Genomic DNA, 26,652 nt, shown 5'->3' on the forward strand with positions numbered 1-26,652 from the left:
TAGGCCCGGACGTCGCCGCGGTCGAGGCCCGGCGAGCCTAAGCTGAGTAGGTGAATCCCGCCGCTCATCGACCCCTGCTGGCGGGTCGCCTCCTCGCCTTCGCCGGCATTCTTCTCGTCGCCGCCAACCTCCGCACGGCGGTCAGTTCGCTCTCGCCGATCCTCGCCCGGGTGTCGGACGAAATCCCACTGAACCCGCTCGCGATCGGTCTACTCGGCGCCCTGCCGCCCGTCTGTTTCGCCATTTTCGGCATTGTCACGCCGATGCTCGTCCGCCGGTCCCGCCTCGAACTCGTCCTCATCGGCAGCCTCGTCGCCATCCTGCTCGGCCACATCCTCCGCGGCTCGGCGGCGAACGTTGGCCTGCTCGTTCTCGGCAGCGTTCTCGCGTTTGCCGGGCTCGGAGTCGGAAACGTACTGCTGCCCCCGCTCGTCAAGAAATATTTCCCCGACCGGATCGGGCTGCTTACCGCGCTCTACGTCACGACCATCTCCGTCAGCACCTTCATCCCTCCTCTCATCGCCGTTCCGGTTGCGGATGCGACGGGCTGGCGGATCTCGCTCGGCATGTGGGCGGTCATCGCGGTACTCGCCATGATTCCGTGGGTCGGCGCGCTCGCCCATGGCATCCACCGGGATCGCGGCATCCCTGTTGAGGAAGCCAGCGCCGACGTCGTGCGGAACCTCTGGAAATCGCCCCTCGCCTGGGCGCTCGCTGCTGTCTTCGGCCTGTCTTCCCTCAACGCGTATGCCATGTTCGCCTGGCTCCCGGTGATGGTCCAGGACATCGCCGGGGTCGACGAGGCCACGGCCGGAGCTCTCCTGTCGGTCTTCGCTTTCATGGGATTCCCGGCCGGGCTACTCATCCCGCTGATCGCCGCCCGGATGAAGAATGTCGCCGTCCTGGTGTACGCCGCCGTCGGATGTTTCGTTGTCGGCTACACGGGGTTGCTCCTCGCACCTGCAGCAGCCCCGGGGCTGTGGGTCGCTCTGGCGGGCCTCGGGCCGATCCTGTTCCCCCTCGCCCTCGTGCTCATCAACCTCCGCACCCGCACGCACCAGTCGGCGATCGCCCTCAGCGGCTTCGTGCAGAGCATGGGCTACGTCCTCGGTGCGATGGGCCCGCTCGCTTTCGGAATTCTCCACGACGTCACGGGCAGCTGGAGCCTCCCGCTGATTCTCCTCATCGTGCTCGCGCTCGGCGGAATCGCTGCGGGTGCGATCGTTGCACGGGGCAGGATGCTCGAAGACGGCGCGTAACCTCAACATCCGCTGCCGAATATCGGGGCAGCTGCTCATATGAGCAGAAGGCCTACGAGTGTTGAAATGAGCAGAGGCTCCACCTACGCTGGTCGAAGCGAGAGGAGAGCTGTGGACATCACCGACAACGACGAACTGCTGTCGATTCGCGCCGCGGAGCTCTATTACGACGAGAACAAGACGCAGGACGAAGTCGGCGCCATTCTCAAGCTCACCCGCTGGAAGGTCGGTCGCCTCCTCGCCTCGGCGAAAGACAAGGGCTTCATCCGGATCGAGATCGTTCATCCGCGGGCTCGACGGCTCGCACTCGAACGCGCCCTCCGAGAGCGATTCTCGCTCGCTGACGCGATTGTCGTTCCCACGGCCGGAACTCGGGGGCCAGACGACCTCCGGGCGCGAGCGGCACAGGGTGCTGCCGACTACCTGGCCAGCCTTCGCCCCGTTCCCCGCACCCTCGGCATCAGCTGGGGCCGCACCCTCCACGACGTTGCAGAGCACCTCACCGAAGGCTGGGCCACCGGAGTTAACGTCGTCCAGATCAATGGTGGCGTCAGCGTGAACCAGCGCGCGGGAACCGCGGCTGCGACCGCTTTCGAGATCGCGCGGAAAGCGTCCGGTCAGGCGACGCTGCTTCCGAGCCCCGCCATCCTCGAACGACTTGAAACCAAGCAGAGCATCGAATCCGACCGCACGGTTGCCGGCGTGTTGACCCTGGCGGCGAACGCGTCAGCGTACCTCTACAGCGCCGGGGTCGCCGGCGCTGACTCCGCTCTCGTGGAGAGCGGGTATCTCACGGGCGGGGACGTCGACGAACTGGTCCGCCGTGGCGCCGTTGGCGACGTGGTCGGCCGGTACATCGACGCGGCAGGCATGATCGTTGACCCGTCGCTCGACGAGCGCACGGTCGGCATGAGCCTCGACGCGCTCCGCAGCGCCGAAACGAGCATCGCCGTGATCGCCGGTGAGGGCAAGCACGCCGTTGCCCGTGCGGTCGTCACGAGCGGACTTTGCACGGTGCTCGTCACCGACGAGGGCACCGCCCTCGACCTGCTCGACACACACTTCCCGGCCTGATCCGGCCGGTATACAGGAGGAATCCATGACAGAAACCCAAAAGGCCCTCGTTCCGAGGCCGACAGCTCTCGAGCTGTTCGACGGACCGGTGACCGACGCGAGCCTGCGCCGTTACCTCGAGGGCATCCCCGGCGTCGACGCCGTCGGGCTCGAGCAGCGAGCAGCCAATCTCGGCTCCCGCTCGATCAAGACCAGCTCAAAGAAGTGGGCGCTCGACAAGATCATCGAGCTCATCGACCTGACAACGCTCGAGGGTGCAGACACCCCCGGCAAGGTCCGCTCCCTCGTCGCGAAGGCGATTACCCCGGACGCCTCCGACTCGTCGACCCCCCGGGTCGCGGCCGTCTGCGTGTACGGCGACATGGTGCCGTACGCCGTCGAGGCGCTCGGCGTGCACCACGCCAAGGGCACCGATTCCGGCATCAACGTCGCCGCTGTTGCAACGGCGTTCCCGTCCGGGCGCGCATCCCTCGCGATCAAGCTGAGCGACACGGCTGACGCTGTCGACGCCGGAGCCGACGAGATCGACATGGTCATCGACCGTGGCGCGTTCCTCTCCGGCCGATATGGCCAGGTCTACGACGAGATCGTCGCCGTGAAAGAAGCGTGCCGCCGCTCAGACGGCAGCTACGCTCACCTCAAGGTCATTCTCGAGACCGGCGAGCTCAACACCTACGACAACGTCCGCAGGGCGTCCTGGCTCGCGATCCTCGCCGGTGGCGACTTCATCAAGACCTCAACGGGCAAGGTCGCCCCGGCCGCCACCCTCCCGGTCACGCTCTCGATGCTCGAAGTGGTGCGCGACTGGCACCGCCTCACGGGCGAGAAAATCGGCGTGAAGCCGGCCGGAGGCATCCGTACCTCGAAGGACGCCATCAAATACCTGGTGACCGTTGCCGAGACCGTTGGCGAGGAGTGGCTCCAGCCGCACCTGTTCCGGTTCGGAGCATCGAGCCTGCTGAACGACGTGCTGCTCCAGCGGCAGAAGATGACCACCGGGCACTACTCCGGCGCCGACTACGTCACGATCGATTAAGGATGACAATGAGCTTTCTGGACTACGCACCGGCCCCTGAGTCGACCGCGATCCTCAACCTGAAGAGCGACTATGGTCTGTTCATCAACGGCGAATTCGTTGACGGCCACGGCACACCGTTCTCCACCATCTCGCCGGCCACCGAGAAGACGATCGCCACGATCGCCTCGGCCAATGATGAAGACGTCGACCGTGCTGTTGCTGCAGCGCGTCGCGCCTATGACAAGACCTGGTCCCGGATGTCCGGTGCTGATCGCGGCAAGTACCTGTTCCGCATTGCCCGCCTCGTTCAGGAGCGCGCCCGCGAACTCGCGGTCGCCGAGAGCCTCGACAACGGCAAGCCGATCAAGGAGAGCCGCGACGTCGATGTTCCGCTCGTCGCAGCGTGGTTCTTCTACTACGCCGGCTGGGCAGACAAGCTCGACTACGCCGGTGCGGGCGCGAACCCCGCGTCGCTTGGTGTCGCCGGGCAGATCATTCCGTGGAACTTCCCGCTGCTCATGCTCGCGTGGAAGATCGCGCCTGCGCTCGCCGCCGGAAACACCGTCGTGCTGAAGCCCGCAGAGACCACGCCGCTCACCGCGCTGCTATTCGCCGAGATTCTGCAGCAGGCCGACCTGCCGCCCGGAGTCGTCAACATCGTCACCGGCGCCGGCGCGACCGGTTCGGCGATCGTCAACCATCCGGATGTCAACAAGGTCGCGTTCACCGGTTCGACCAACGTTGGCCGCGGCATTGCGCGGGCCATCGCGGGCACCGACAAGCGCGTCACTCTCGAGCTCGGCGGAAAGGCCGCGAACATCGTCTTCGATGACGCGCCGATCGACCAGGCCATCGAGGGCATCGTCAACGGCATCTTCTTCAACCAGGGCCACGTCTGCTGCGCCGGATCCCGGTTGCTCGTGCAGGAGAGCATCCACGATGAGGTTGTCGACCGGCTCAAAGAGCGCTTGTCGACCCTGCGTCTCGGCGACCCGCTCGACAAGAACACCGATATCGGTGCCGTCAACTCGGCAGCCCAGCTCGACCGCATCCGCACGCTCAGCGACATCGGCGAGGCCGAGGGTGCCGAGCGGTGGAGCCCCGACTGCGTGATCCCCACCGACGGATTCTGGTTCCCTCCGACGATCTTCACGAACGTATCGACGAGCCACAGGATCGCCCGCGACGAGGTCTTCGGCCCGGTTCTTTCTGTACTCACCTTCCGTACCCCTGCCGAAGCAATCGCCAAGGCGAACAACACCCCGTACGGTTTGTCTGCCGGTATCTGGAGTGACAAAGGCAGCCGCATCCTCGCGGTGGCCGACAAGCTCCGCGCCGGTGTGATCTGGGCGAACACGTTCAACCGGTTCGACCCGGCCAGCCCGTTCGGCGGCTACAAGGAGTCCGGCTACGGCCGCGAGGGCGGCCGTCACGGCCTCGCCGCGTACCTCAAGCCGGCAGGAACCGTCCGTACCGTCACCGCATCGCCCGCATCGGATGCCACGGATTCCGCCATCACGACGACAAAGGAAAGCGCCAAATGAGCCGCCTCGCCGTACCCAAGACGTACAAGCTCTACATCGGAGGAAAGTTCCCCCGTTCGGAGTCCGGCCGCACCTACGAGGTCGCGACGAAGAAGGGAGCGTTCCTCGCGAACGCCGCGAAGGCATCCCGCAAGGACGCCCGTGACGCTGTCGTCGCTGCACGGTCAGCGCTGTCGGGCTGGGCCAACGCCACCCCGTACAACCGGGGCCAGGTGCTGTACCGCATAGCCGAGTTGCTCGAGGGCCGTCGCGTGCAGTTCGTCGACGAGATCGTCTCGTCCGAGGGAGTGTCGGCATCGGCTGCGACCCGTCAGGTCGACGAAGCGATCGACCGCTGGGTCTGGTACGCGGGTTGGGCAGACAAGTACGTTCAGGTCACCGGAAACGCGAACCCGGTTTCGGGGCCGTACTTCAACCTCTCCGTGCCCGAACCGACCGGTGTCGTCGCGATCGTCGCCCCGCAGGACTCGTCGCTGCTCGGGCTCGTGAGTGTCGTTGCTCCAGCGCTCGTCGCGGGGAACACCGTCGTTGTGATCGCGTCTGAGCGTCTGCCGCTGTCGGCGATCAGCCTGTCCGAGGTGCTCGCGACGAGTGATGTGCCCGGGGGAGTCGTCAACATCCTCACCGGGTCTGCCGCTGAGATCACGCCCTGGCTCGCGTCACACGCCGACGTCAACGCGCTCGACCTCACCGGTGCCGCTGCACTCGACTGGGTCGACCTGGAGATCGCCGCGGCTGACACACTCAAGCGAGTGCTTCGTCCCGAGGGTGGGACCGACCTCGCGGCGCCGAGCCTCGACCGGATCACAGCGCTGACCGAGACCAAGACGGTGTGGCACACGAAGAGCCTTATTTAGGTTCGGGTATGCGGGGCTGGGAGGTATTTGCTCCTCAGCTCAAACAATGAGTGGGGTGTGCGGGGCTGAGGAGTGTCTGCTCCTCAGCTCAAACATTGAGCCGGTGCCAGGTCACTCCGGTCGCAGAGCGACCCCCGGGCCTGCCACCGGCTCAAAACTCGACACCCCGCAGACACTCCTCAGCCCCGCGAGCTGTTCGTCGGGGCGAATGGTCCCTAAAGGTCGTTCGCAGAAACCGCGAGTGACCCTTTGGGACCGATCGAATGTGCGAGTGACCCTTTGGGACCGATCGCTGTGGTGAATCGGCGAGGTCTACGACGCTCCGAAGGCACCTCGCGCTGCACGCAACGGGGTAGGGGTGCGGCGGCGGTGTGTGGCAGGGTTTGCGCATGGAAGATGAGACCCGCGCCACCGATGTCAGCGAGAGGTACATCCGCTTCGCAGAGGTCGAAGCCGACCCGCGATCACCGCTGTATGCCGAGTGGGCGCGCGGCGTGGCATCCGATGACGATGTGATCGCCCGGATCTCGACGCTTCCGACACTCAAGCAGCAGGCGAACCTCGTGTTCGCGAGCGCGAGGTTTGCCGGGATTCCGCTCGAGCCATGGGCAGACATCCGCGACTTTCTGCTCCAATCGTGGGATGCCGTCGCCGCCTGCGCACTCGACCGAAGCACCCAGACGAACGAGGCCAGGCGGCTCGCGACCCTGCTGCCCGCGTTCGGTTCGGGCGCGTCAGACGTCGCCCTGATCGAGGTGGGAGCGTCCGCGGGACTGTGCCTGCACCCCGATCGCTGGTGCTACGACTTCGGTGACGGGCGCGGAATCGGCGACAGCGGTGCACCGGTGCTCAGCACGCGGGCGAACGCGGCGACGCCGATCCCGGCCGGGCTCCCACGCGTGGGTTGGCGTGCCGGTATCGACCTCAATCCGCTCGACGTGTCGAAGGACGATGAGCTGCGCTGGCTCGAAACCCTGATTTGGCCCGTTGGCGATGACGGCGATGAAGACCGAGAGCGACTCGACCGCCTCCATGCGGCCGCGGACATCGCACGATCGGACCCTCCCCGCGTCGTAAAGGGCGACCTCCTCACCGACACGAAAGACCTCATCGCAGAAGCATCGCAGAACGCAACGGAGGTGATCGTGTTCCACTCGGCGGTTCTCGCGTACCTGACCGAGGACGACCGCAAGACCTTCGCCGAGCAGATGGCCGAGTCCGGTGTCACCTGGATCGCCAACGAGGGACTGGGAATCGTCGCGGGCTCCAGAAACGCAGCAGCGGATGCTCCCGACGGTGCGTTCGTGATCACGAGAAACGCCGAGCCGGTTGCCTTCGCTGATCCGCACGGAGCCTGGCTCACCTGGCTCGAGCGCTGACTCACCCGATCGATTCGCTCGTGTTCAGGTTGCACGGGCTTAAGGGTCCGCGCAGCCAAAGCTCCGGGGTAACCGAGCGAAGCGATGGTGTCTGCGGGGTGTCGAGTTTTGAGTCGGTGGCGGGTCCGGAGGTCGCTCAGCGACCGGAGTGGCCCGCCACCGACTCAATGTCTGAGCTGAGGAGCAGACACCATCGCGAAGCAATCCCCGAGACCCGAACCCCGGCGAAGCGGCCTCAGAAACTCTTGCGCATCGCCCGAACCCCCACCCACAGCCCAACCGCGGCAAGCACAATCGCTGCAACGAATCCGCCGAGAACGGCCGGCGCTCCGAAGTCCCCGGCGAACAACGCGCGAGTCGCCCCGACCACGTGACTGATGGGGTTGATCGACGCGGCCACGCGCATCCATTCCGGTCCCTGCTCGACCGGGAGGAGCATCCCGGAGAGGATCATCAGGGGAAAGATCGCGGCCTGCTGCACCGCCCAGAACATCCAGTCCTTGGTGCGGCTCGCGAGTGCGAGCGCGTAGCTCAGCGCCCCGAAGCCCATGCCGAAGATCGCGAGGAGCACAAGTGACACGAGCATGCCGACGACGTTGAGCCGAAACCCGAACGGCACCGTGACGAGCGCGATGACCGCGGCCTGCACGATGATCGGCACCATCTCCTTGAGCGCCCGGCCGATGAGCAGCGACGACCGGGCGATCGGGGCGACGAGGGTGCGTTCGTGTGACCCGGTCTGCATTTCGTAGAGGAGGTTGGAGCCGGTCGCGCTCGTTCCGAACAGTGCGACCATCACGAGGATGCCTGGAACGAACCAGGCGAGGACGGCGGTCGGTTGTTCTCCCGATGATCCGATCAGGAGAGGGCCGAACAGCCCGAGGAACACCACGGGCTGAAGCAGACTGAAGATCAGCGAGAACGGGTCGTACATCATCGGCTGGAGCTCCCGGCGAAAGACGAGCCAGGTGTCGCGGGCGAGGTTGGGTCGCGCGGCGGACGGTGCCGAAATGGTGGCGGTCATGATGAAACCTCTGCATTCTGGGGTGCTGTGGCGGGGTCGACGGATGCCGGATCCGCGGCGCTGTCGTCGCGAAGGCTCCGCCCGGTGAGGGCGAGGAAGACGTCGTCGAGGGTCGGCTGGCGAAGCGCGGCAGTGGTCGCGGGCAGTCCGGCGGCGTCGAGCTCGCGGAGCAGCCGGGGCAAGACACCATCGCCCCGCTCAAGCGTGATGTCGAGTATCCGCTCGTCGTACGCAGTCCGGCCGAGGCGGGCGCTCGGGAGCGAGGCGGCGACCACAGGGGCCGCGCGTGTTGTCTCAACGGGGGATTCAAACCCGAGGGTGATCACGTCGCCGGCGAGCCTCGCCTTGAGAGCCGGTGCGGTGTCGTCTGCGATCATCCGCCCGAAGTCCATGACCATCACCCGCTCTGCGAACTGGTCTGCCTCTTCGAGGTAATGGGTGGTCACGAACACAGTTGTGCCGTGTTCGCGCCGCAGGGTGAGGATGTGCTGCCACAGGTTGGCCCTGCTCTGCGGGTCGAGGCCCGTCGACGGCTCGTCGAGGAACAACAGTTCGGGGGAGTGCATGAACCCGAGCGCGATGTCGAGCCGACGCTTCTGGCCGCCGCTGAGCGCGAGGACAGCTCGCTTCTCGAGACCGGCCAGTCCGAGAGATTCGATGAGTTCGTCGGCTCGGGCGACGGATGCCGCGCGCGACATCCCATAGAACGCCCCCTGACTGAGCAGCTCATCGCGGACGCGGTGGTTGTGGCCTCCGCTGTTGCCCTGCCCGATATAGCCGATCCGGGCCCGAACGTCGGCGGGAGAGGTGCGGATGTCGAATCCCGCCACCGTGGCTGAGCCACGCGTCGGGGGCAGGAGAGTGGTGAGCATGCGCAGGCTGGTGGATTTGCCTGCGCCGTTGGGCCCGAGAAACGCGACGAGCTCCCCGCGCCGGACGTCGATCGTGAGGTCGGTTACGGCCTCGGTTGTTGTCTTCTTGACACGGAAGGTCCGGCTGAGACCCTCGGTGGAAATTATGGTGTCATTCGTCATGACAGCAACGGTAAAAACGAAAGAGGTCGCTTTTTGTCCTGTATGCCACGCAAACTGAAGATATGTCGCACACGACCACTCGGACGCTGGAGCTTCTCTCCCTGCTCCAGACGCACCGACACTGGCGGGGACCGGAGCTCGCTGAACGCCTCGGCGTCACTGCACGCACTCTGCGCCGCGACATCGAACGGTTGCGGGAGCTGGGGTACACGGTGTCAGCCACGCGCGGGTCGATCGGCGGTTACCAGCTGGAAGGAGGAGCAGACATGCCGCCGCTGCTTCTCACCGACGATGAAGCGGTCGCTCTCGCCATCGGCCTGCGCAGCTATGCCTCCGGCGGTATCGCAGACGGTGAACTGACCGCACTGACAGCCCTGGCCAAGATCGAACAAATCCTTCCGCCTGAGTTGAGGAGGCGGGTCGCTGCGCTCGCCGAGGTCCAGCCGATTCCCCGCGATGTTCCCCGGGTGCCCGCCGAGCTACTCGGGGAACTTGCGCTTGCCTGTCGCGACGGTGATCGCATCCGTTTTCATTACACGGCACGGGACGGCACCGAGTCGAGTCGCGTGGTTGAACCGCATTCGATCGTGTCGTCATCGCGGCACTGGTTCCTCGTCGCGTGGGATCTCGACCGAGCGAACTGGCGCACCTTCCGGGCTGACCGGATGACCGCGCTCTTCAACACCCGCGTGCGCACGCCGAAGCGGAGCCTGCCGGCCGACGACGCCGCCGAATTCGTGCAGGCGGCAGTGGCTGCTCTCGGCGAAGCGCACCAGTCCGCTGACGTCGTGATGGAGCTTCCCTTGAGCGATATGGTCGCGCGGTTCGGCCCGTGGGCCGAGGGGGCGACGGCCGACGGTCCGACCCGGACCCGGTGGCCGATCGGGGCAGGATCATTCGAGATGATGGTCGCTGCTCTCGTCTGGGTCGAAGCGGGCGTCGACTACCGGATCGATGGGAATCCGGGGTTCGCAAAATTTGTCGCCGAGGCGGCATCCCGGATGCTTCGCGCGGCATCCCCCGAACCGGCCGCGCAGGCGGCCGTTGCGCGAGACGCCTGATTTGCCACAGATACCCCCTGGGGGTATCGTTGAGCCCGGGCGCGGATCCGTTCCCGGAAGGGCGACATGGCCGAGAACACAGCAACACTCGAGATCACCGGAATGACCTGCGCGAGCTGCGTCGCCCGGGTAGAAAAGCGGTTGGGCCGGCTTGACGGCGTCGAGGCGGAGGTGAACCTCGCAACAGAAAAGGCAAGCGTCCGCTATTCGGATGCCGTCACGACCGAAGAACTCCTTGCTGCTGTCGCCGCCGCGGGCTACACGGCCGCCCTCGTCCCGGAGAAGCGGCAGCGAGCATCCGAGCGCCCCGACAGCGCAGACGGAACCGTGTCGCTCCGCACTCGACTGGTTGTGAGCGCAGCTCTCAGCGTTCCCGTGGTTCTCCTCGCGATGATCCCCGCGTGGCAGTTCCCGTACTGGCAGTGGGTCTCGCTCGTCCTCGCGATTCCGGTCGTCGCGTGGGGCGGTTACCCCTTCCATCGTGCGACCGGGGTCAACCTGCGCCACGGTGCCCTCACCATGGACACCCTCATCAGCCTCGGCACGGGAGCCGCGTTCCTCTGGTCGCTCTGGGCGCTGTTCTTCGGCACTGCCGGCATGCCCGCCATGACGCACGAGTTCCGGTTGTTCACGCCGGATGCCGATGCGACGTCGGCAATCTACCTCGAGGTCGCTGCCGGGGTCACGGTCTTTCTGCTCCTCGGCCGGTACCTCGAACAGCGCGCGAAGCGCACGGCAGGGGCGGCTCTCCGCGCTCTGCTCGAGCTCGGGGCGAGGGATGTCACGGTGTTGCGTTCCGAGGCCGGCACCGACGTCGAGCACACGGTTCCGATCGACGACCTTACGGTCGGGGACCGGTTCGTCGTCCGCCCGGGCGAGCGGATCGCGACCGACGGAGTCATCGAATCCGGAACCGCGAGCGTCGACGTGAGCATGCTCACCGGTGAATCTCTTCCGCTCGACGTCGCGGCGGGAGACACGGTGACCGGCGCGACGATCGCGAGCGGCGGGCGGCTGATCGTCCGTGCCACCCGAGTCGGAAGCGACACCCGCCTGGCGCAGATGGCTCGACTCGTGGAGGCCGCCCAGCTGGGCAAGGGGCGCGCGCAACGACTCGCCGACCGGATCTCGTCGGTCTTCGTTCCCATCGTGATCGTGCTCGCGGCTCTCGTGCTGGTCGCGTGGGTGCTGACGGGGAACCCGGTCTCCTCCGGCTTCACCGCCGCCGTCGCCGTTCTCATCATCGCGTGCCCGTGCGCCCTCGGGCTCGCAACGCCTGTCGCCCTGCTCGTCGGCACGAGCAGGGGCTCGCAGTCGGGCATCCTCATCACCGGCCCGGAGGCACTGGAGAACGCTCGCGGTATCGACACCGTCGTCCTCGACAAGACAGGGACCGTCACCACCGGAGTGATGGCACTCGGTCGCGTCACGGCGACCGACGATTCCGCACTGCGCATCGCGGCATCCCTGGAGGCTGCGTCGGAGCATCCGATCGCCCGGGCAATCGTCGAGGGTGCCGTGGCAGAGAACCTCTCTCCCGTCACCGATTTCGCCGCGTCGTCGGGTCTCGGCGTGAGAGGGATCGTCGATGGGCTGTGCGTGGTCGTCGGCCGGCCCGCCTTCGCGGTCGAGAACGGCTGCGTCATGCCCGACCTCCTGGCGAACGCTGTCGCTGAGGCTGAAAGCGCCGGAGCCACGGCCGTCGTCGTCGGCTGGGACGGCGTCGTTCGTGGGGCATTCGAGGTCTCCGATCGGGTCAAGCCCGGCGCCCGAGCGGCCGTCGGCCGACTCCGCGCGCAGGGACTCACCCCGGTCCTGCTCACCGGAGACAACGAGCGCGCTGCGAACCGCGTCGCCGCTGAGGTCGGAATCGACCGAGTGATCGCCGGGGTGCTGCCCGAGCAGAAAGTCGATGAGATCGAGCGGCTGCAAGCGGCCGGGCACCGGGTTGCCATGGTCGGCGACGGGGTCAACGACGCCGCAGCGCTCGCAACCGCGAACCTCGGGCTCGCCATGGGAACGGGAACGGATGCCGCGATGTCGGCGGCAGACATCACCCTCGTCCGTGCTGAACTCGGCGCGGTGGCGGATGCCGTCGCCCTGTCGCGCAAGACGCTGGCTACCATTTCCGGCAACCTGTTCTGGGCCTTCGCCTATAACGTCGCGGCACTCCCGCTCGCGGCCTTCGGACTGCTCAACCCGATGATCGCCGGCGCTGCCATGGCCTTCTCGAGCCTGTTCGTCGTCCTCAACAGCCTGCGCCTTCGCGGGTTCGCGTCAGGGGCCTGAACCGCGCACGCACCACGCCGTGCGCAAAATTCTGCGGGATTGAAGACACCGATGCCCTACAATTGGACTGCGCCCGCTTTTCACGGTGCGTCGATCCGCGAAATCCACGCGTTGATCGGCCACTGAACCAGCGCCCGCATGTCTCGGCCACCGGCATCCGCCTGGTCATTCGACTGCTCAGGAGGAGCATGCCGCACACCGGTACACGACGTTCATCCGGCCGACAGGGCACTCGTGGCTCATCGTCGCGGAGTTCTCAGTCGCGCAATTCACCGTCGCGCCACGACGACGAAGCACCCATCATCCCGATCCTCGCCCGCAAGGTGCGCGAGGTCGAGGCGAAGGCCCAGAAGGGCAAAGTGGGGCCGACCAACCGGACCAAGTTCCAGGTGATCGCGTTCCTCGTGCGCGAGGAACGCGCCAAGGTCAAGGCCGACAAAGACCTCAGCGATGCGTCACGCGTCGAGCTGCTCAAACGCCTCGACGGAGTCGCCACAATCCTGGCCAAGACCGCCGCCCGTGACACCTCCCTCATCACGCTTCTCGAAGCGGATGCCGCGACGACTCCGGTCGCGCAAAAGCTCCGTCGCGACTGGCTGCTGGAGTCCGGCGCTGAGCTGAGCCCGGACGAACTCATCATCACCACGACCAAGCCGGCCGTCGAGCAGGTCGTTCCGGCAGAGCTTGCTGAGAAGCAGGTCATCCCTCAGTCCGTGAAGTCGCGACTGCTCGCGAACCCGTTTCTCGCCCCCGACCTCGACCAGCCTGCGCCGCCGCAGCCCGTGCGAGGACGCCTCGGCAACTGGGAACTGATGGGACCGCTGTACAAGGCGTTCGAGCAAGGCTCAGGTGGACGTGCCGCGAGCATGGAGCTGCCCGAAGCACCGAAGATCGACCGGCTCTCGCCGAAGAATCTCGAGATCATGCGCCACCAGGCTCGATTCGTCGAGGCTGTTCGCGGTGGTCACCGCACGTTCCTGCTCGCCGACGAGCCGGGTCTCGGTAAGACTGCGCAGTCTGTTCTCGCCGCCTCCGTCGCGAACGCGTACCCGCTCCTGGCCGTCGTGCCGAACGTTGTGAAGATGAACTGGGCGCGTGAGGTCGAACGGTGGACCCCGAACCGCCGCGCCACTGTCGTGCACGGTGACGGCCGTGACCTCGATGCGTTCGCCGATGTCGTCATCGTCAACTACGAGGTGCTCGACCGTCACCTCGCGTGGCTCGGCACCCTCGGGTTCAAGGGCATGGTCGTCGACGAAGCTCACTTCATCAAGAACCTGCACTCGCAGCGCTCACAGCATGTTCTGTCGCTCGCGAACCGGATCCGCAAGCAGACGCCAGGTGGAAACCCGCTCCTCATGGCCCTCACAGGTACGCCGCTGATCAACGACGTCGAAGACTTCAACGCGATCTGGCAGTTCCTCGGCTGGACGCAGGGCGACAAGCCCTCGCCCGCGCTCATGGAGAAGCTCGAAGAGACCGGCCTCACGCCCGCCGACCGGGAGTTCTACCCGGAGGCGCGCAGCGCAGTCATCGACATGGGCATCGTCCGTCGCCGCAAGGTCGACGTCGCCAAGGACCTGCCGTCGAAGATGATCGCCGACATGCCCGTCGAGCTCGACGACGACCTCGGCCGGTCCATCCGCGACGCGGAACGCGAACTCGGTGCGAGGCTCCTGGCCAAGTACCGTCGAATCCTCGAGGCCCGCGGCGAACGTGCGTCGTTCGCAGGCGGCCCGGACACCGACATCATGCGGCTCGTCGCACAGGGCGAACTTGACGAAGCGAAAGCATCGGGTGGAGCCGAGAACGTCTTCACCATGGTGCGCAAGATCGGGCAAGCGAAGGCGGTGCTGGCATCCGACTACACCGCACAGCTCGCTCACTCCGTTGGCAAGGTCGTCTTCTTCGCCAAGCACATCGACGTGATGGACACCGCCGAGCAGGTCTTCGCCGGTCGCGGACTCCGCACCGTCTCGATCCGCGGAGACCAGTCAACTCCGGCTCGTCAGCTCGCGATCGACGCGTTCAACAATGACCCCGGCGTCGCCGTCGCCGTGTGTTCCCTCACGGCGGCCGGTGTCGGCCTCAACCTGCAGGCAGCATCGAACGTCGTTCTCGCTGAACTGAGCTGGACGGCGGCCGAGCAGACCCAGGCGATCGACCGCGTGCACCGCATCGGTCAGGAAGAACCGGTCACAGCCTGGCGGATCATCGCAGCGCACACGATCGACGCCAAGATCGCCGAACTGATCGACAGCAAGCAGGGCCTCGCCGCCCGCGCGCTCGACGGCAGTGACCAGGAGATCGAGTCAAGCGACTCCGTGCAGCTCAACGCGCTCATCGGGTTGCTGCGCGACGCACTGGAGGCGTAGCCGTGGCGAAGGCAGCGCCCGCCAAACCGGACTTCACCCGCCCGGCCCTCGCCCCCGGCATCCTCGCGGGGATCGTCCTGTTCGTTGGCATAGCCCTGATCGACAGTACGTGGTTCATCGTCGTGCACTATGTCATCTCTGTGCTCGCCGTCATCATCGCGTGGTTCGCGATTCAGGCGCGCACGTGGTGGTGGCTGCTCGTGCTCGTGCCGGTCATCGTGCTGTGGAACCCGGTTCTTCCGCTCGGGCTGAGCGGAGTCGGCTGGATGTCCGCGCAACTGATCGCGCCGATTTTCTTCGTCGCGGCCGGGCTGATGATCCGGGTACCGGTGTCAGCGAGCGGTTCGCCCGCCCGCTGACTCTGGTTCTTGTGCGGTGCTACGCCCCTGGCTCGGGCGTGAGGTCTTCGGCCTCTTCCGGGGTTCCGGCGTCTACGGCGGGATTCTCGGCGACCTGGTCGGCGTCCTCGCCCGTGTCCTCGGCGACCGGCTCGCCGCCGTCTCCCGTTCCCGGGTCATCGGCGACGATGTCCGCGTCCTGCGGGATGGAGAAGTCGCTCAGCGGGTCGTTGCTTTCGGTGTGTGTCATGGCTCGAGGCTACGCCCGCGAAACGCGTGCACCAAGGGCCTTGCGCGCGCCGATGTGAATCAGGCGCCGAGCGCGGCCTTCATCGCGAGGAGCGACGGGTTCGTCGCGGAGGTTCCATCCGGGTAGATCACCGTCGGAACGGTCTGGTTGCCGCCGTTGAGGCTCGCGACAAGGTCCGCCGTGCCGGGGACCTCTTCGATGTTCACTTCGGTGTACCCGATTCCCGCTTTGTCGAGCTGGGACTTCAGGCGGCTGCAGTAGCCGCACCACGTGGTCGAGAACATCGTGATTGTGCCGTCTGCGGGGACGAAATCCATGGAGAAAATCCTTTTCGGGTGGGGCCACTCGGGGTACGAAGACCACTGGCCAGCGAAGTGACCGTGTCTCACGCTATCCTCAATGCAGCAACGTCGCTGCCCTTTTCATTCCCCCCGGATCCACGAGGAACATAACTTATGCGAATTGGTGTGCTCACCAGCGGCGGCGATTGCCCCGGCCTGAATGCTGTCATCCGAGGTGCTGTGCTCAAGGGCACAAAGATCCACAATCAGGAATTCGTGGGAATCCGCGATGGCTGGAAGGGTGTCGTCGAAGGTCTGACCATGCCGCTCGACCGGCACAGCGTCCGTGGTCTCGGTAAGCAGGGCGGCACCGTTCTCGGCACGAGCCGCACCAACCCGTTCGAAGGACCCCACGGTGGGCCCGAGAACATCCAGGCCACGCTCGACCGCCTCGGCGTCAATGCACTCATCGCCATCGGTGGCGAGGGAACCCTCGCGGCAGCGAAGCGGCTGACGGATGCCGGACTCAAGATTGTCGGCGTCCCCAAGACGATCGACAACGACCTCGACGCCACCGACTACTCATTCGGCTTCGACACCGCCGTTGAGATCGCCACCGAGGCCATCGACCGCCTGCGCACAACGGGTGAGTCACACCGCCGGTGCATGGTCGTCGAGGTCATGGGCCGTCACGTCGGCTGGATCGCACTGCACGCCGGTATGGCTGCCGGCGCCCACGCCATCCTCATTCCCGAGCAGGCGCAGTCCGTCGACCAGATCTGCGCCTGGGCGAAGAGCGTCGGTGACCGCGGCCGCGCCCCTGTGATCGTGGTTTCCGAGGGCTTCACCCTCGACACCATGGAGAGCGCGCACTCCGAAAAGGGCCTCGACGCGTTCAACCGCCCGAGGCTCGGCGGCATCGCCGACGTCCTCGCCCCGATCATCGAAGAGCGCACGGGCATCGAATCGCGCGCAACCGTCCTCGGCCACCTGCAGCGCGGAGGCGTTCCGAGCGCTTACGACCGGGTGCTCGCCACGCGCCTTGGCATGGCGGCGATCGACTCGGTCATGAAGGAAGAGTGGGGAACCATGGTTGCTCTCCGCGGAACCGACCTCGTCAATGTTCCGTTCGAAGATGCCCTGGGCGGGCTCAAGACGGTTCCGCAGGAGCGTTACGACGAAGCCGCAATTCTCTTCGGGTAAAGCTTTCGACGCGACGCCGGCGTCCAACTAACGTGAAGGGCTCTCAAACCCTTGTTTGAGAGCCCTTTGCGTTGTCAAATATCTAGTCAGCGAGACCAAGAGTGTCGAGCACCCACGCCAGTTCGAAAGCACGCTCGCGCCACGCGTTGTACCGACCGCTCACACCGCCGTGCCCGGCGCTCATCTCGATCTTGAGCTGGACAGGAGCACCGACGTCGCGGAGTCGAGCAACCCACTTCGCCGGCTCAACGTAGAGCACGCGAGTGTCGTTGATGCTCGTCACTGCGAGAATCGGTGGGTAGGAGACGTCGCCGCGCACGTTCTCGTAGGGCGAGTACGACTTCATGTAGGCGTACACATCGGGATTCTCGAGCGGGTTGCCCCACTCGTCCCACTCGATCACGGTCAACGGAAGATCCGGGTCGAGGATGCTCGTGAGCGGGTCGACGAAGGGAACCTCGGCAAGGATCCCCGCGAACAGTTCCGGTGCGAGGTTCGCGACCGCACCCATCAGGAGACCGCCGGCACTCCCGCCCTCGGCGACGAGGGCATTGGGTGTCGTGTACCCGGAGTCGATCAGGTGCCTCGCGCACGCGACGAAGTCGGTGAAGGTGTTCTTCTTGGTGAGAGTCTTGCCGTTTTCGTACCAGGCGCGGCCGAGTTCGCCGCCGCCGCGTACGTGGGCGATGGCGAAAGTCACTCCGCGGTCGAGGAGGCTCAACCGGGCGATCGACATGGCGGGGTCCATGCTCGCCTCGTATGAACCGTAACCGTAGAGCAGGAGCGGCGCGGGCCGCGGGTTGCCGCGTTTCCAGACGAGGGAGATCGGCACCTGGGTGCCGTCGTCTGCCGTCGCCCATTCGCGAGCCTGTTCGTAGTCGTCGGGGGAGTACCCGCCGAGCACCGGCTGTTGCTTGAGCTGGGTGAGCTCCTGGGTCGCGACGTCGAGGTCGTACACGGTCGCTGGGGTGACGAGGGAGCCGTAGCTGAGGCGAACCGTCGGCTGCTCCCACTCCGGGTTCGCCGAAGCACCGACCGTGTATAGGGGCTCGTCGAACGAGACCTCCCGAATGTCGATCGCTTCGGGGGAATTGACCCCGTCCAGCACGGTGATGCCGAGGCGGGAGAGACCCTCACGCCGGTAGCCGAACACGAGGTGCCCGGCGAACGCCTCGACATCCTCGAGCCGCACCTCGCCGCTGTGGGCGCGCACAACGGTGGCATTCCCGGGACCGGTGCCGGGAGCATCCGGTCGCACGGCGACGAGTTCAAAGTTGGGTGCGCCCGCATTGTGGAGCACGAGAAGCCAGTCCTCGCCCCCGATCACGGCGTGCTCGACGGAATACTCCACATCGTCCTGCCTCGGCCAGACGACGCGGGGGTCGGTCGTGGCATCCTGCCCGTCGATCAGCAACCATTCGCTTGTGACGCTCGACGAGACAACGACGACGATGTACCGGGCGCTGCGGGTCACGCCCACGCCGACCCAGAACCGCTCGTCAGGCTCCGACAGGACGACGACGTCTGCGCGTGTCGGGGTTCCGATTTCGTGCCGCCAGAGCGTGTGCGGGCGCCACGACTCGTCGACGGTCGTGTAAAACACGAAACGCCCGTCGGGGGAGAACGTCGCACCGTGCGACGTGTTGTGGATCTCGTCCGGGAGGTCCTCACCGGTGAGGAGGTTTCGGACGCGGAGGGTGAACCGTTCGTCACCGTCGGTGTCGACGGCCCACGCGAGCAGTTCGCCGTCGCGGGAGACGTCGAACGAGCCGAGCGAGAAGAACTCGTGGCCTTCGGCTTCGACGTTGCCGTCAAGAAGCACCTGTTCGCCGGGTACGTCGACGCCGGGTGTGAGAACGGGGGGAGTCCAGTCCAGAGCGTCGGCGATCGGGGCGCGGCAATGGATGCCGTATTCCTTGCCCTCGACGCTGCGGCCGTAGTACCACCAGTTGCCCTCGCGCACGGGAACGCTGAGATCGGTCTCGAGGGTCCTGTCCTTGATCTCACCGAAGATCTGCTGCCGCAACCCATCGAGGTGAGCGTTCTCCTGCTCGGTGTACGCGTTCTCAGCGGTGAGGTGGGCGAGAACGTCGTCGCTCTCCTTGTTGCGCAGCCATTCGTAGTTGTCGACGACCAGGTCGCCGTGGTGAAGCCGTTCGGTGGGGTGGATCGCCGCGCGGGGCGGGACAAGAGAAGCCATGGCTCAACGCTACCGGCGTAGGGTCGGAGCATGAGCACAACGCGAACTCTCCCTCTGTCCGACGGCCACTCCATTCCTGCGATCGGGTTCGGAACCTACCCGATGAAGGGTCAGGAAGCAACGGATGCTGTCGCCAGCGCACTCGATATCGGCTACCGGCTGATCGACACCGCGGTCAACTACGGAAACGAGGATGCTGTCGGCAAGGCGATCCGTGAATCCGACCTGCCGCGCAGCGAAATCACCGTCACGACCAAGTTGCCCGGCAGGGACCACGGGTTCGACGAAACCCTCCGCTCCTTCGACGCATCCATCGCAGCGCTCGGCGTTGACACCATCGACCTGTACCTCATCCACTGGCCTAACCCGGGTGTTGGCAAGTTCACGGAGTCCTGGAAGGCGATGGTGCAACTGCAGAAGGAGCACAGGGTCCGCTCGATCGGAGTCTCCAACTTCACCCGCGACTTCATTCAAAGGCTCGGCGCCGAGACCGGTGTGCTGCCGGCGGTCAACCAGATCGAACTCCACCCGTACTTCCCGCAGGAGGGGCTCGTCGCCTTCCACGCCGAACACAACATCGTCACCGAGGCATGGAGCCCCCTTGGCAAACGTGCGGCCCCGTACTCGGAGCCGCTCATCGAGGAGATCGCGGCAACCCATGGCATCAGCGCCAGCCAGGTTGTGCTGCGCTGGCACCAGTTGCGCGGCGTCGTACCCATCCCCAAGTCAGGGAATCCGGACCGGCAGCGGCTCAACTTCGACATTCCCGAGGTCGAGCTGAGCACGGAGGAGATCGCTGCGATCACCGGACTCGGGCGCGCCGACGGCCGCCTCTTCGGCGGCGACCCGAACACGCACGAAGAGATGTAGCTCATAGGCTGAGGGCATGACGCCTGAGCCGAGTACTGTTTCGCGACCGTCCGTTCGTTTTTTCCTTGCGCGCGTCGCGGCATCCGTCGCTGTGGCCGGAGCTCTGATTGCGGGGGCGGTGATCGCTCCGGGCTTGGGCGCAGCGGCAGCGACCGACGACGAGCCGAACGTCAATAACTTCGCCTTCAGCTGGTTCGAGGGCGAATACACCCTCGGGATCGACGACGAAGGTCGCTCCACGCTGAGATCGGTTGAGACCTTCGTGGCCGAGTTCCCGGACTTCGACCAGAACAAGGGCATCGTCCGGGCGATCCCCGAGGGCTATCTCGGCGTGAACCTGCACACAAAGATCGTGTCGGTGACGGATGCCGATGGCAACCCGGTCGAATACGACGACGGCGAGAGGGAGGACGGCTTCATCCAGCTCGCCCTTGGCACCGACGACTACGTGCAGGGCACGCAAACCTACGTGATCGAGTACACACAGCGAGACGTCGTTCGCGTGTTCGCTGACACGAACGTCGACGAGTTCTACTGGGATTCACCGGGTACCGGATGGTCGCAGGCGTTCCTCGACGCGCAGATGCGCGTCGTGGTACCGGAGGAACTTGCCGGAGCCCTGACCGGTGCGTCCGCGTGTTACCAGGGTGAGTATGGTTCCGACTACCGGTGCGAGATCACCGAGAGGACCGAGAACGGCGCGACCGTGTTCGAAACACCGCGGGGGTCAATCAACCCGCACCAGAACTATTCCCTGGCTATCGCGTTCGACAAGGGAACCTTCGTCACGCCGACGATCCCCTCGACCTGGCCCGTGTTCACGGTGGTGCCGGCGGGGATCGCCGCCCTTGGTCTCGGAACACTCGTCGGGGCCCTGATCATCCGGAGGAAGAGGACAGCGGATGCTCCCGGCCGCGGAATCATCGTGCCCCAGTACTCGGTCCCGAAGCACCTCGACATCTTCGTCGCCGCCGACCTGATCGGTAAAACGGCGAAGGCGATGCCCGCGCTTCTTCTCAGCCTCGCCGTGCGGCGTAACCTGCGGATTCTCGACGAAGGGGAGGAGAAGGGGCTCCTGGGCAAGGGGAAGAGAGACTACCGCCTGCAGTTCCTCACCAATGACGGTGCCTCGCCCGCCGACCTCAAGACCCTCGACGCCCTCTTCGGGAAGAAGCGGAAACCGGGCGCGATCAAGGAGCTGAGCGCCACGGACGAAAAGCTGGCTCGAAAGGTGCAGGGGCTGGTCGCAGCCGCACCACGACTATCCGTCGAGGGAGGATATCGGGTCATGAAGAAGACCGGTGGCCGCTCGTTCGCGCTGGTCGCCACCTTCGTGATGCTGTCACTCTTCGCTCTCCTCATCGCCGCCGCGGCGATGTACGGGATCAATGCCTGGGTCGCGATCTCGGCCGCCGTCGGGCTGATCGCCGCAATCTGCACCTACATCGCCCTTACCGCCAGGAAAGCGCTGACACCGAAGGGCGCGGAGGTGCGCGACTATCTGCTCGGTCTTCGCGATTACCTGGCGCTTGCCGAAGCCGACCGGATCGCGATGCTGCAGAGTCCGTCCGGCGCCGAGCGGGTGAGCGTCGAGGACACTGTCGACCCGCGCAACACCATGCAGATGGTGAAGTTCTACGAGAAGCTTCTGCCGTTCGCGGTGCTGTGGGGAATAGAGAAGGAGTGGACGGCCGAGCTCGCGCGGTACTACGAGCAGGCGGGCAGCAACCCCGACTGGTATGCGGGAAGCGCCGGGTTCCACGCCGCGTCATTCACGTCGGGGTTGGGTACGTTCTCCACCTCATCGGGATCATCGACGCCGTGGTCTGCGAGTGCGACCGCGAGCAGCTCCGGTGGATCGTCCGGCGGCGGGTTCTCCGGCGGCGGCGGTGGCGGAGGAGGCGGAGGCGGACGCTGAGGGTTTTGCCGCACCGGGAGTGTCAAGTTGACGCACAAACCGAGGGGTGTAATCATTCATACGCCCGCCTCAACTGGCAACCCCAAATCTATGAACTCCCGGTGAATTTTCTCCGGGCACACGTGTGAGCGGGGGAGTCCCTACTCAGAGAACTATGCCGGTGGAAATCACCCTCATCATCGTGCTTGTCATAGCACTCGCCCTCTTCTTCGACTTCACCAACGGATTCCACGACACAGCGAACGCGATGGCAACACCCATCGCAACGGGCGCATTGAAGCCCAAGGTCGCCGTGGGACTCGCTGCGATCCTGAACCTGATCGGAGCGTTCCTCTCCACGGAAGTAGCGAAGACGATCTCAGGCGGGATCATCCGCGAGGGTGACGACGGGGTGCTCATCACCCCTGAGCTCATCTTCGCCGGGCTGATCGGCGCGATCGTCTGGAACATGTTGACCTGGCTGCTCGGCCTGCCGTCCAGCTCATCGCACGCGCTCTTCGGTGGTCTCATCGGAGCCGCCCTCGTCGGCTTCGGCACTGGCGCGATCGACCTCGGTGTACTTCTGTCGAAGGTCATCCTCCCCGCGCTCCTCGCGCCGCTCACGGCCGCGCTCATCGCGTACATCGCGACGAAGCTGGCCTACGGAGTGACCCGCCGCTACGACAACAAGCCCGATGGCCGCTCAGGCTTCCGCTACGGCCAGATCTTCTCCTCGTCGCTCGTTGCCCTGGCGCACGGCACCAACGACGCCCAGAAGACGATGGGTGTGATCACCCTCGCCCTCATCTCGGTCAATCTCCAATCGCCGAATGACGGCGTTCAGTTCTGGGTCGTCGTTGTCTGCGCGTTCGCCATCGCCCTCGGAACCTACGTCGGCGGCTGGCGCATCATCAAGACGCTCGGAACCGGACTCACCGACGTCAAGCCGGCCCAGGGTTTCGCTGCTGAGACCAGCACCGCCGCGACGATCCTCGCCTCCAGCCACCTCGGTTTCGCGCTCTCGACGACGCAGGTCGCTTCGGGTTCCGTCATCGGTTCCGGGCTCGGCCGCCGCGGCTCGACCGTGCGGTGGAAGACGGCCGGTCGCATCGGTGTCGGCTGGTTGCTCACGCTTCCCGCTGCCGGAGCCGTCGGTGCCATCGCCGCACTCGTTGCCCAGCTCGGCACAGGGGGAATCATCGTGGATGCCGTCGTCGGCGTCGGCACGATCCTCTTCATCTTCCTGTGGTCGCGTCGAGACAAGATCGGGCACCACAACGTCGTCAGCGACGTTGCGGCATCCGGTGAAGCCGTCGTCATCGCCCCTGAGCCCGAGCCTGAGGCTGAATCGAAGAAGGTGGCCAAGTGATCGACTGGATGGGTTTTGTCATCGTGCTCGCGGCGGCACTCACGGGCACCGTTGTGGTCGTCGGCTCCTACTCACTGGGGCTCAAGCTCCTTGTGCGTGCCGGTCGTGTACCTGTCGTCAGCCCGGCAACCTTCACGGATGCCATCACCGTGCTCACCGCCGCGGAGATCAAGTCGGCGGAGAAGAAGGCCGCGAAAGCTGCTCGGAAGAATCCGCTGTCGCCGCTCCAGAAGCGGATCGCGCAGTTCGCGGCATACGGATGCTTCGCCATCTGCGCCGCATCGGTCCTGTTCGGTATCTACCTCATCGTTCCGGCTCTGCACGGCTGATACGCCCGCACAACGACGAAACGGCGCGGACCCTGTCGGGTCCGCGCCGTTTCTTGATTCCGGGCCGTGAAAACGTTCCGACCCGGGCGGTCAGTCCGTGCCGCGGAGCCGTCCGAGCACGTTCATCACGTGGTAGATCACGATCGCTGCGATCGTGCCGAGGGCGATTCCGTTGAAGACGACGTCGCCGAACTGCCAGGTGTAGTTGGCGATGCCGATGATGAGCGCCGTCGCCGCGGTGAACTGGTTCTTGGGCTTCGAGAAGTCGACCTTGTTGTCGAGCCAGATCTTCACGCCGATGATGCCGATCAGACCGTACAGGGCCGTCGTCACACCACCGAGGACGCCGGCGGGGATCGTGTTGATGACAGCGCCGACCTTGGGCGAGAGCCCCAGAAGGATTGCGAAGATACCGGCGACCCAGTACGCCGCCGTCGAGTACACCCTGGTTGCAGCCATGACGCCGATGTTCTCGCCGTATGTCGTCGTGGCGGAACCGCCGCCGAAACCGGCGATCACGGTCGCGAGGCCGTCGGCGAAAAGGCCCCGACCGGTGAGCTTGTTGACCGACTGGTCGTCGACCATCTGCGCGACACCGCGAATGTGGCCGACGTTCTCAGCCACGAGCACGAGCACGACGGGCAGGAACGCGGGCAGGATGGCCCAGAGTTCGGGGTTGGTGAACGGGTTCGACGGGCTGTTGAACTCCGGCAGCCCGATCCACGCCGCCTTCTCGACAGCGTCGAACTTCACTTCACCGAGCAGGACGGCGGCGATGTAGCCGACGACGACACCGACGAGGATCGACATCCGTCCGAGGATCCCCTTGAACAGAACGGATGCCAGGACGACAGCGCCCAGGGTGATGGTCGCCGTGAGCGGCGCGACCTTGAAATTGTTCCAGGCCGCAGGGCCGAGGTTGAAGCCGATCAGCGCCACGATCGCGCCGGCGACCACGGGCGGCATCAGTGAATTGATCCAGCCGATGCCCGTGGCCTGCACGAGCAGGCCGACGAGGGCGAGGAGGATGCCGACGATGACGATTCCGAACAGCGCGCTCCCCATGCCTTGCGCCGTCGTCGCGACCGTGATCGGAGCGATGAAGGCGAACGAGGATCCGAGGTAGCTGGGGAGCCGGTTCTTCGTGATGAGCAGGAACAGGATCGTCCCGAACCCGGAGAAGAGGAGGGTTGTCGACGGCGGGAAGCCGGTGAGGATGGGGACGAGGAACGTCGCCCCGAACATCGCGACGACGTGCTGGGCGCCGAGTCCGATCATCCGTGGCCAGGTGAGACGTTCGGCCGGGCCGACGACCTCGTGTGCTCCGACGTTCTTTCCGTCGCCGTGCAGTGTCCAGGGCAGCGCCATGCGTACTTCTTTCGGGGAGGGGAGGAGGGCAGAAGCCCTCCGATACCGTACCGACTTTTCGGCCGCGTGCGCAGACGAGCTTGCGGCTGGCAATAAGCTGTTCGTCGGCGCACCGCGAGAGCTTCCGCTGGTGTCGTCCTCATCCCATTTCCTGGAAGGGCCCCTCCGTGGCATCGACAACTGCGCCCACACTCAAGAACCGCATCGACGGCTTTTTCGAAATCACGAAGAGAGGCTCGAGGTTCAGCGGCGAGGTGCGCGGCGGACTGGTCACGTTCGTGGCGATGGCGTACATCGTCATCCTCAACCCGATCATCCTGTCGAGCGGCGTCGACATCGACGGAAACACGCTCGACTTCGCACAGCTGTCCGCCGTCACGGCTCTGACCGCCGGTGTCATGACGATCCTCTTCGGCCTCGTCGCGCGCCTGCCGTTCTCGTTCGCTGCAGGGCTCGGCATCAACTCCTTCCTCGCGTTCAGCGTCGTTGGCCAGGTCACCTGGGCCGAAGCCATGGGCCTCGTCGTCATCAACGGTCTCTTCATCGTGTTGCTCGCAGCGACCGGGCTTCGCCGCCTCATCTTCGAAGCCGTCCCGATCCAGCTGAAGATCGCGATCACCGTCGGTATCGGCCTCTTCATCGCCTTCATCGGCTTCGTCAACGCCGGGCTCGTCACCTCCACCGGCCAGGCGTCACCGCCGGTTGGCCTGGGCTCGGGTGGATCGATCGCGACCCTGCCCACGGTGATCTTCGTGCTCACCCTCCTTGTCAGCGGTGTTCTCGTTGCACGCAAGGTCAAGGGCGCGCTCCTCATCGGAATCCTCGTCGGCACGGTTCTCGCTCTCGTCGCCGAGACGCTCTTCCCGGTCGGTGCTTCGAACGGTGGCGAGAACCCCGGCGGATGGGGACTCACCGTTCCCGCGCTTCCCACCCAGATCTTCAGCGCTCCTGACCTGGGCCTCATCGGCGCCTTCAGCTTCGGCAGCTTCGAGCGCATCGGCATCCTTGCCGCGCTCATGCTCGTCTTCACCCTCGTCTTCACCAACTTCTTCGACGCCATGGGCACGCTGACCGGCCTCAGCAAGGAAGCCGGCCTCGCCGACGAAAAGGGCAACTTCCCCCGCCTCAAGTCCGCGCTCATCGTCGAGGGCATCGGTGCCGTCGCCGGTGGTGCGACGTCGAGCTCGTCGAACACCGTCTTCGTCGAGTCAGGCGCCGGTATCGGTGAGGGCGCGCGTACCGGTCTCGCGAACATCGTCACCGGTGTGCTGTTCATCCTCGCCATGTTCCTGACGCCGCTGACGAGCATCGTGCCGAGCGAAGTGGCATCCGCTGCCCTCGTTCTCGTCGGTGCGATGATGATGGCGCAGATCCGCGACATCCACTGGACCGACTTCTCGTCGACACTGCCCGTGTTCCTCACCGTGACGATCATGCCGCTCACCTACTCGATCGCCAATGGCATCGGCGCAGGGTTCATCGCGTGGGTGATCCTGCGCGCGCTGAGCGGCAAGGCACGAGAGATCAGCCCGCTGCTCTGGGTCGTGGCCGTCGGATTCCTCGTCTACTTCGCCCGCGGACCGATCGAGATGCTCTTCGCCTGATTCGCGTCGGGGGTGCTGGTTAGGCTGGG

At 65.6% G+C, this 26,652-nt stretch carries 22 protein-coding genes; 16 read left to right on the top strand and 6 right to left on the bottom strand.

Annotated elements, in window-relative coordinates; genetic code table 11:
- Positions 1-50 precede the first annotated feature (50 nt).
- The 6 genes from ACWA1Q_RS04725 to ACWA1Q_RS04750 all read left to right on the top strand — a co-directional run bounded on the left by ACWA1Q_RS04725 (position 51) and on the right by ACWA1Q_RS04750 (position 7,131).
- Positions 51-1,259 carry an MFS transporter gene (locus ACWA1Q_RS04725; protein ID WP_463759941.1) on the top strand — a complete coding sequence of 403 codons (1,209 nt, stop codon included), beginning with the start codon at positions 51-53 and terminating at the stop codon, positions 1,257-1,259.
- A gap of 111 nt (positions 1,260-1,370) precedes the next feature.
- Complete coding sequence (locus tag ACWA1Q_RS04730) at positions 1,371-2,333, top strand: sugar-binding transcriptional regulator (RefSeq protein WP_463759943.1); 963 nt, start codon at positions 1,371-1,373, stop codon at positions 2,331-2,333.
- 25 nt (positions 2,334-2,358) lie between these two features.
- A complete protein-coding gene (deoC, locus tag ACWA1Q_RS04735) occupies positions 2,359-3,369 on the top strand; it encodes a deoxyribose-phosphate aldolase (protein WP_463759945.1) in 1,011 nt (336 codons plus the stop codon).
- An 8-nt stretch (positions 3,370-3,377) separates the two neighbouring features.
- Positions 3,378-4,895, top strand: coding sequence for an aldehyde dehydrogenase family protein (locus ACWA1Q_RS04740; protein ID WP_463759947.1), 1,518 nt, complete (start codon positions 3,378-3,380; stop codon positions 4,893-4,895).
- On the top strand, positions 4,892-5,752 hold the full coding sequence (locus ACWA1Q_RS04745) for an aldehyde dehydrogenase family protein (RefSeq protein WP_463759948.1): 861 nt from the start codon (positions 4,892-4,894) through the stop codon (positions 5,750-5,752). The genes ACWA1Q_RS04740 and ACWA1Q_RS04745 overlap by 4 nt, the downstream gene beginning before the upstream one ends.
- Positions 5,753-6,141: 389 nt before the next feature.
- Positions 6,142-7,131: a DUF2332 domain-containing protein gene (locus tag ACWA1Q_RS04750; protein ID WP_463759950.1), complete on the top strand. Its 990-nt coding sequence runs from the start codon at positions 6,142-6,144 to the stop codon at positions 7,129-7,131.
- Positions 7,132-7,366: 235 nt separating this feature from the next.
- Here ACWA1Q_RS04750 and ACWA1Q_RS04755 read toward each other — a convergent pair whose 3' ends face one another.
- Both ACWA1Q_RS04755 and ACWA1Q_RS04760 read right to left on the bottom strand, forming a co-directional pair.
- Positions 7,367-8,155: an ABC transporter permease gene (locus ACWA1Q_RS04755; protein ID WP_463759952.1), complete on the bottom strand. Its 789-nt coding sequence runs from the start codon at positions 8,153-8,155 to the stop codon at positions 7,367-7,369.
- Positions 8,152-9,189, bottom strand: coding sequence for an ATP-binding cassette domain-containing protein (locus ACWA1Q_RS04760; RefSeq protein ID WP_463759954.1), 1,038 nt, complete (start codon positions 9,187-9,189; stop codon positions 8,152-8,154). The genes ACWA1Q_RS04755 and ACWA1Q_RS04760 overlap by 4 nt, the downstream gene beginning before the upstream one ends.
- A gap of 62 nt (positions 9,190-9,251) precedes the next feature.
- Between ACWA1Q_RS04760 and ACWA1Q_RS04765 the strand changes: the two genes are divergently transcribed.
- The 4 genes from ACWA1Q_RS04765 to ACWA1Q_RS04780 all read left to right on the top strand — a co-directional run bounded on the left by ACWA1Q_RS04765 (position 9,252) and on the right by ACWA1Q_RS04780 (position 15,273).
- On the top strand, positions 9,252-10,250 hold the full coding sequence (locus ACWA1Q_RS04765) for a helix-turn-helix transcriptional regulator (protein ID WP_463759956.1): 999 nt from the start codon (positions 9,252-9,254) through the stop codon (positions 10,248-10,250).
- 66 nt (positions 10,251-10,316) lie between these two features.
- Entirely contained in the window at positions 10,317-12,539 is a 2,223-nt protein-coding gene (locus tag ACWA1Q_RS04770; protein WP_463759957.1) for a heavy metal translocating P-type ATPase, read from the top strand.
- 188 nt (positions 12,540-12,727) lie between these two features.
- Positions 12,728-14,914 (top strand): DEAD/DEAH box helicase, encoded by a 2,187-nt coding sequence (locus ACWA1Q_RS04775; RefSeq protein WP_463759959.1) that lies wholly within the window; start codon positions 12,728-12,730, stop codon positions 14,912-14,914.
- 2 nt (positions 14,915-14,916) lie between these two features.
- The gene (locus ACWA1Q_RS04780; RefSeq protein ID WP_463759960.1) at positions 14,917-15,273 is read left to right on the top strand and encodes a DUF6804 family protein; all 357 of its coding nucleotides are present in this window, start codon (positions 14,917-14,919) and stop codon (positions 15,271-15,273) included.
- Positions 15,274-15,292: 19 nt separating this feature from the next.
- Here the strand turns inward: ACWA1Q_RS04780 and ACWA1Q_RS04785 are convergent, their stop codons facing one another.
- Positions 15,293-15,502 (bottom strand): hypothetical protein, encoded by a 210-nt coding sequence (locus ACWA1Q_RS04785; RefSeq protein WP_463759961.1) that lies wholly within the window; start codon positions 15,500-15,502, stop codon positions 15,293-15,295.
- A 59-nt stretch (positions 15,503-15,561) separates the two neighbouring features.
- Positions 15,562-15,819 carry a mycoredoxin gene (locus tag ACWA1Q_RS04790; protein ID WP_463759963.1) on the bottom strand — a complete coding sequence of 86 codons (258 nt, stop codon included), beginning with the start codon at positions 15,817-15,819 and terminating at the stop codon, positions 15,562-15,564.
- A gap of 138 nt (positions 15,820-15,957) precedes the next feature.
- Between ACWA1Q_RS04790 and ACWA1Q_RS04795 the strand changes: the two genes are divergently transcribed.
- On the top strand, positions 15,958-16,986 hold the full coding sequence (locus tag ACWA1Q_RS04795) for a 6-phosphofructokinase (RefSeq protein ID WP_463759964.1): 1,029 nt from the start codon (positions 15,958-15,960) through the stop codon (positions 16,984-16,986).
- 82 nt (positions 16,987-17,068) lie between these two features.
- On the opposite strand, the gene ACWA1Q_RS04800 is transcribed toward ACWA1Q_RS04795, so the two are convergent.
- The gene (locus ACWA1Q_RS04800) at positions 17,069-19,186 is read right to left on the bottom strand and encodes a S9 family peptidase (protein WP_463759966.1); all 2,118 of its coding nucleotides are present in this window, start codon (positions 19,184-19,186) and stop codon (positions 17,069-17,071) included.
- Between the two features lie 30 nt (positions 19,187-19,216).
- On the opposite strand from ACWA1Q_RS04800, the gene ACWA1Q_RS04805 reads away from it, so the two are divergent.
- The 4 genes from ACWA1Q_RS04805 to ACWA1Q_RS04820 all read left to right on the top strand — a co-directional run bounded on the left by ACWA1Q_RS04805 (position 19,217) and on the right by ACWA1Q_RS04820 (position 23,651).
- Positions 19,217-20,056 (top strand): aldo/keto reductase, encoded by an 840-nt coding sequence (locus tag ACWA1Q_RS04805; protein ID WP_463759968.1) that lies wholly within the window; start codon positions 19,217-19,219, stop codon positions 20,054-20,056.
- 16 nt (positions 20,057-20,072) lie between these two features.
- Positions 20,073-21,974 (top strand): DUF2207 family protein, encoded by a 1,902-nt coding sequence (locus tag ACWA1Q_RS04810; RefSeq protein WP_463759969.1) that lies wholly within the window; start codon positions 20,073-20,075, stop codon positions 21,972-21,974.
- A gap of 160 nt (positions 21,975-22,134) precedes the next feature.
- On the top strand, positions 22,135-23,322 hold the full coding sequence (locus ACWA1Q_RS04815; protein ID WP_463760771.1) for an anion permease: 1,188 nt from the start codon (positions 22,135-22,137) through the stop codon (positions 23,320-23,322).
- Positions 23,319-23,651 carry a peptidase gene (locus ACWA1Q_RS04820; RefSeq protein WP_463759971.1) on the top strand — a complete coding sequence of 111 codons (333 nt, stop codon included), beginning with the start codon at positions 23,319-23,321 and terminating at the stop codon, positions 23,649-23,651. Before ACWA1Q_RS04815 ends, ACWA1Q_RS04820 begins: the two co-directional genes overlap by 4 nt.
- A 90-nt stretch (positions 23,652-23,741) precedes the next feature.
- On the opposite strand, the gene ACWA1Q_RS04825 is transcribed toward ACWA1Q_RS04820, so the two are convergent.
- The gene (locus ACWA1Q_RS04825; protein WP_463759973.1) at positions 23,742-25,019 is read right to left on the bottom strand and encodes a uracil-xanthine permease family protein; all 1,278 of its coding nucleotides are present in this window, start codon (positions 25,017-25,019) and stop codon (positions 23,742-23,744) included.
- A gap of 167 nt (positions 25,020-25,186) precedes the next feature.
- On the opposite strand from ACWA1Q_RS04825, the gene ACWA1Q_RS04830 reads away from it, so the two are divergent.
- The gene (locus ACWA1Q_RS04830) at positions 25,187-26,623 is read left to right on the top strand and encodes an NCS2 family permease (RefSeq protein ID WP_463759974.1); all 1,437 of its coding nucleotides are present in this window, start codon (positions 25,187-25,189) and stop codon (positions 26,621-26,623) included.
- Positions 26,624-26,652 lie beyond the last annotated feature (29 nt).

This window comes from Mycetocola sp. TRD_SC_2 (assembly GCF_055361225.1).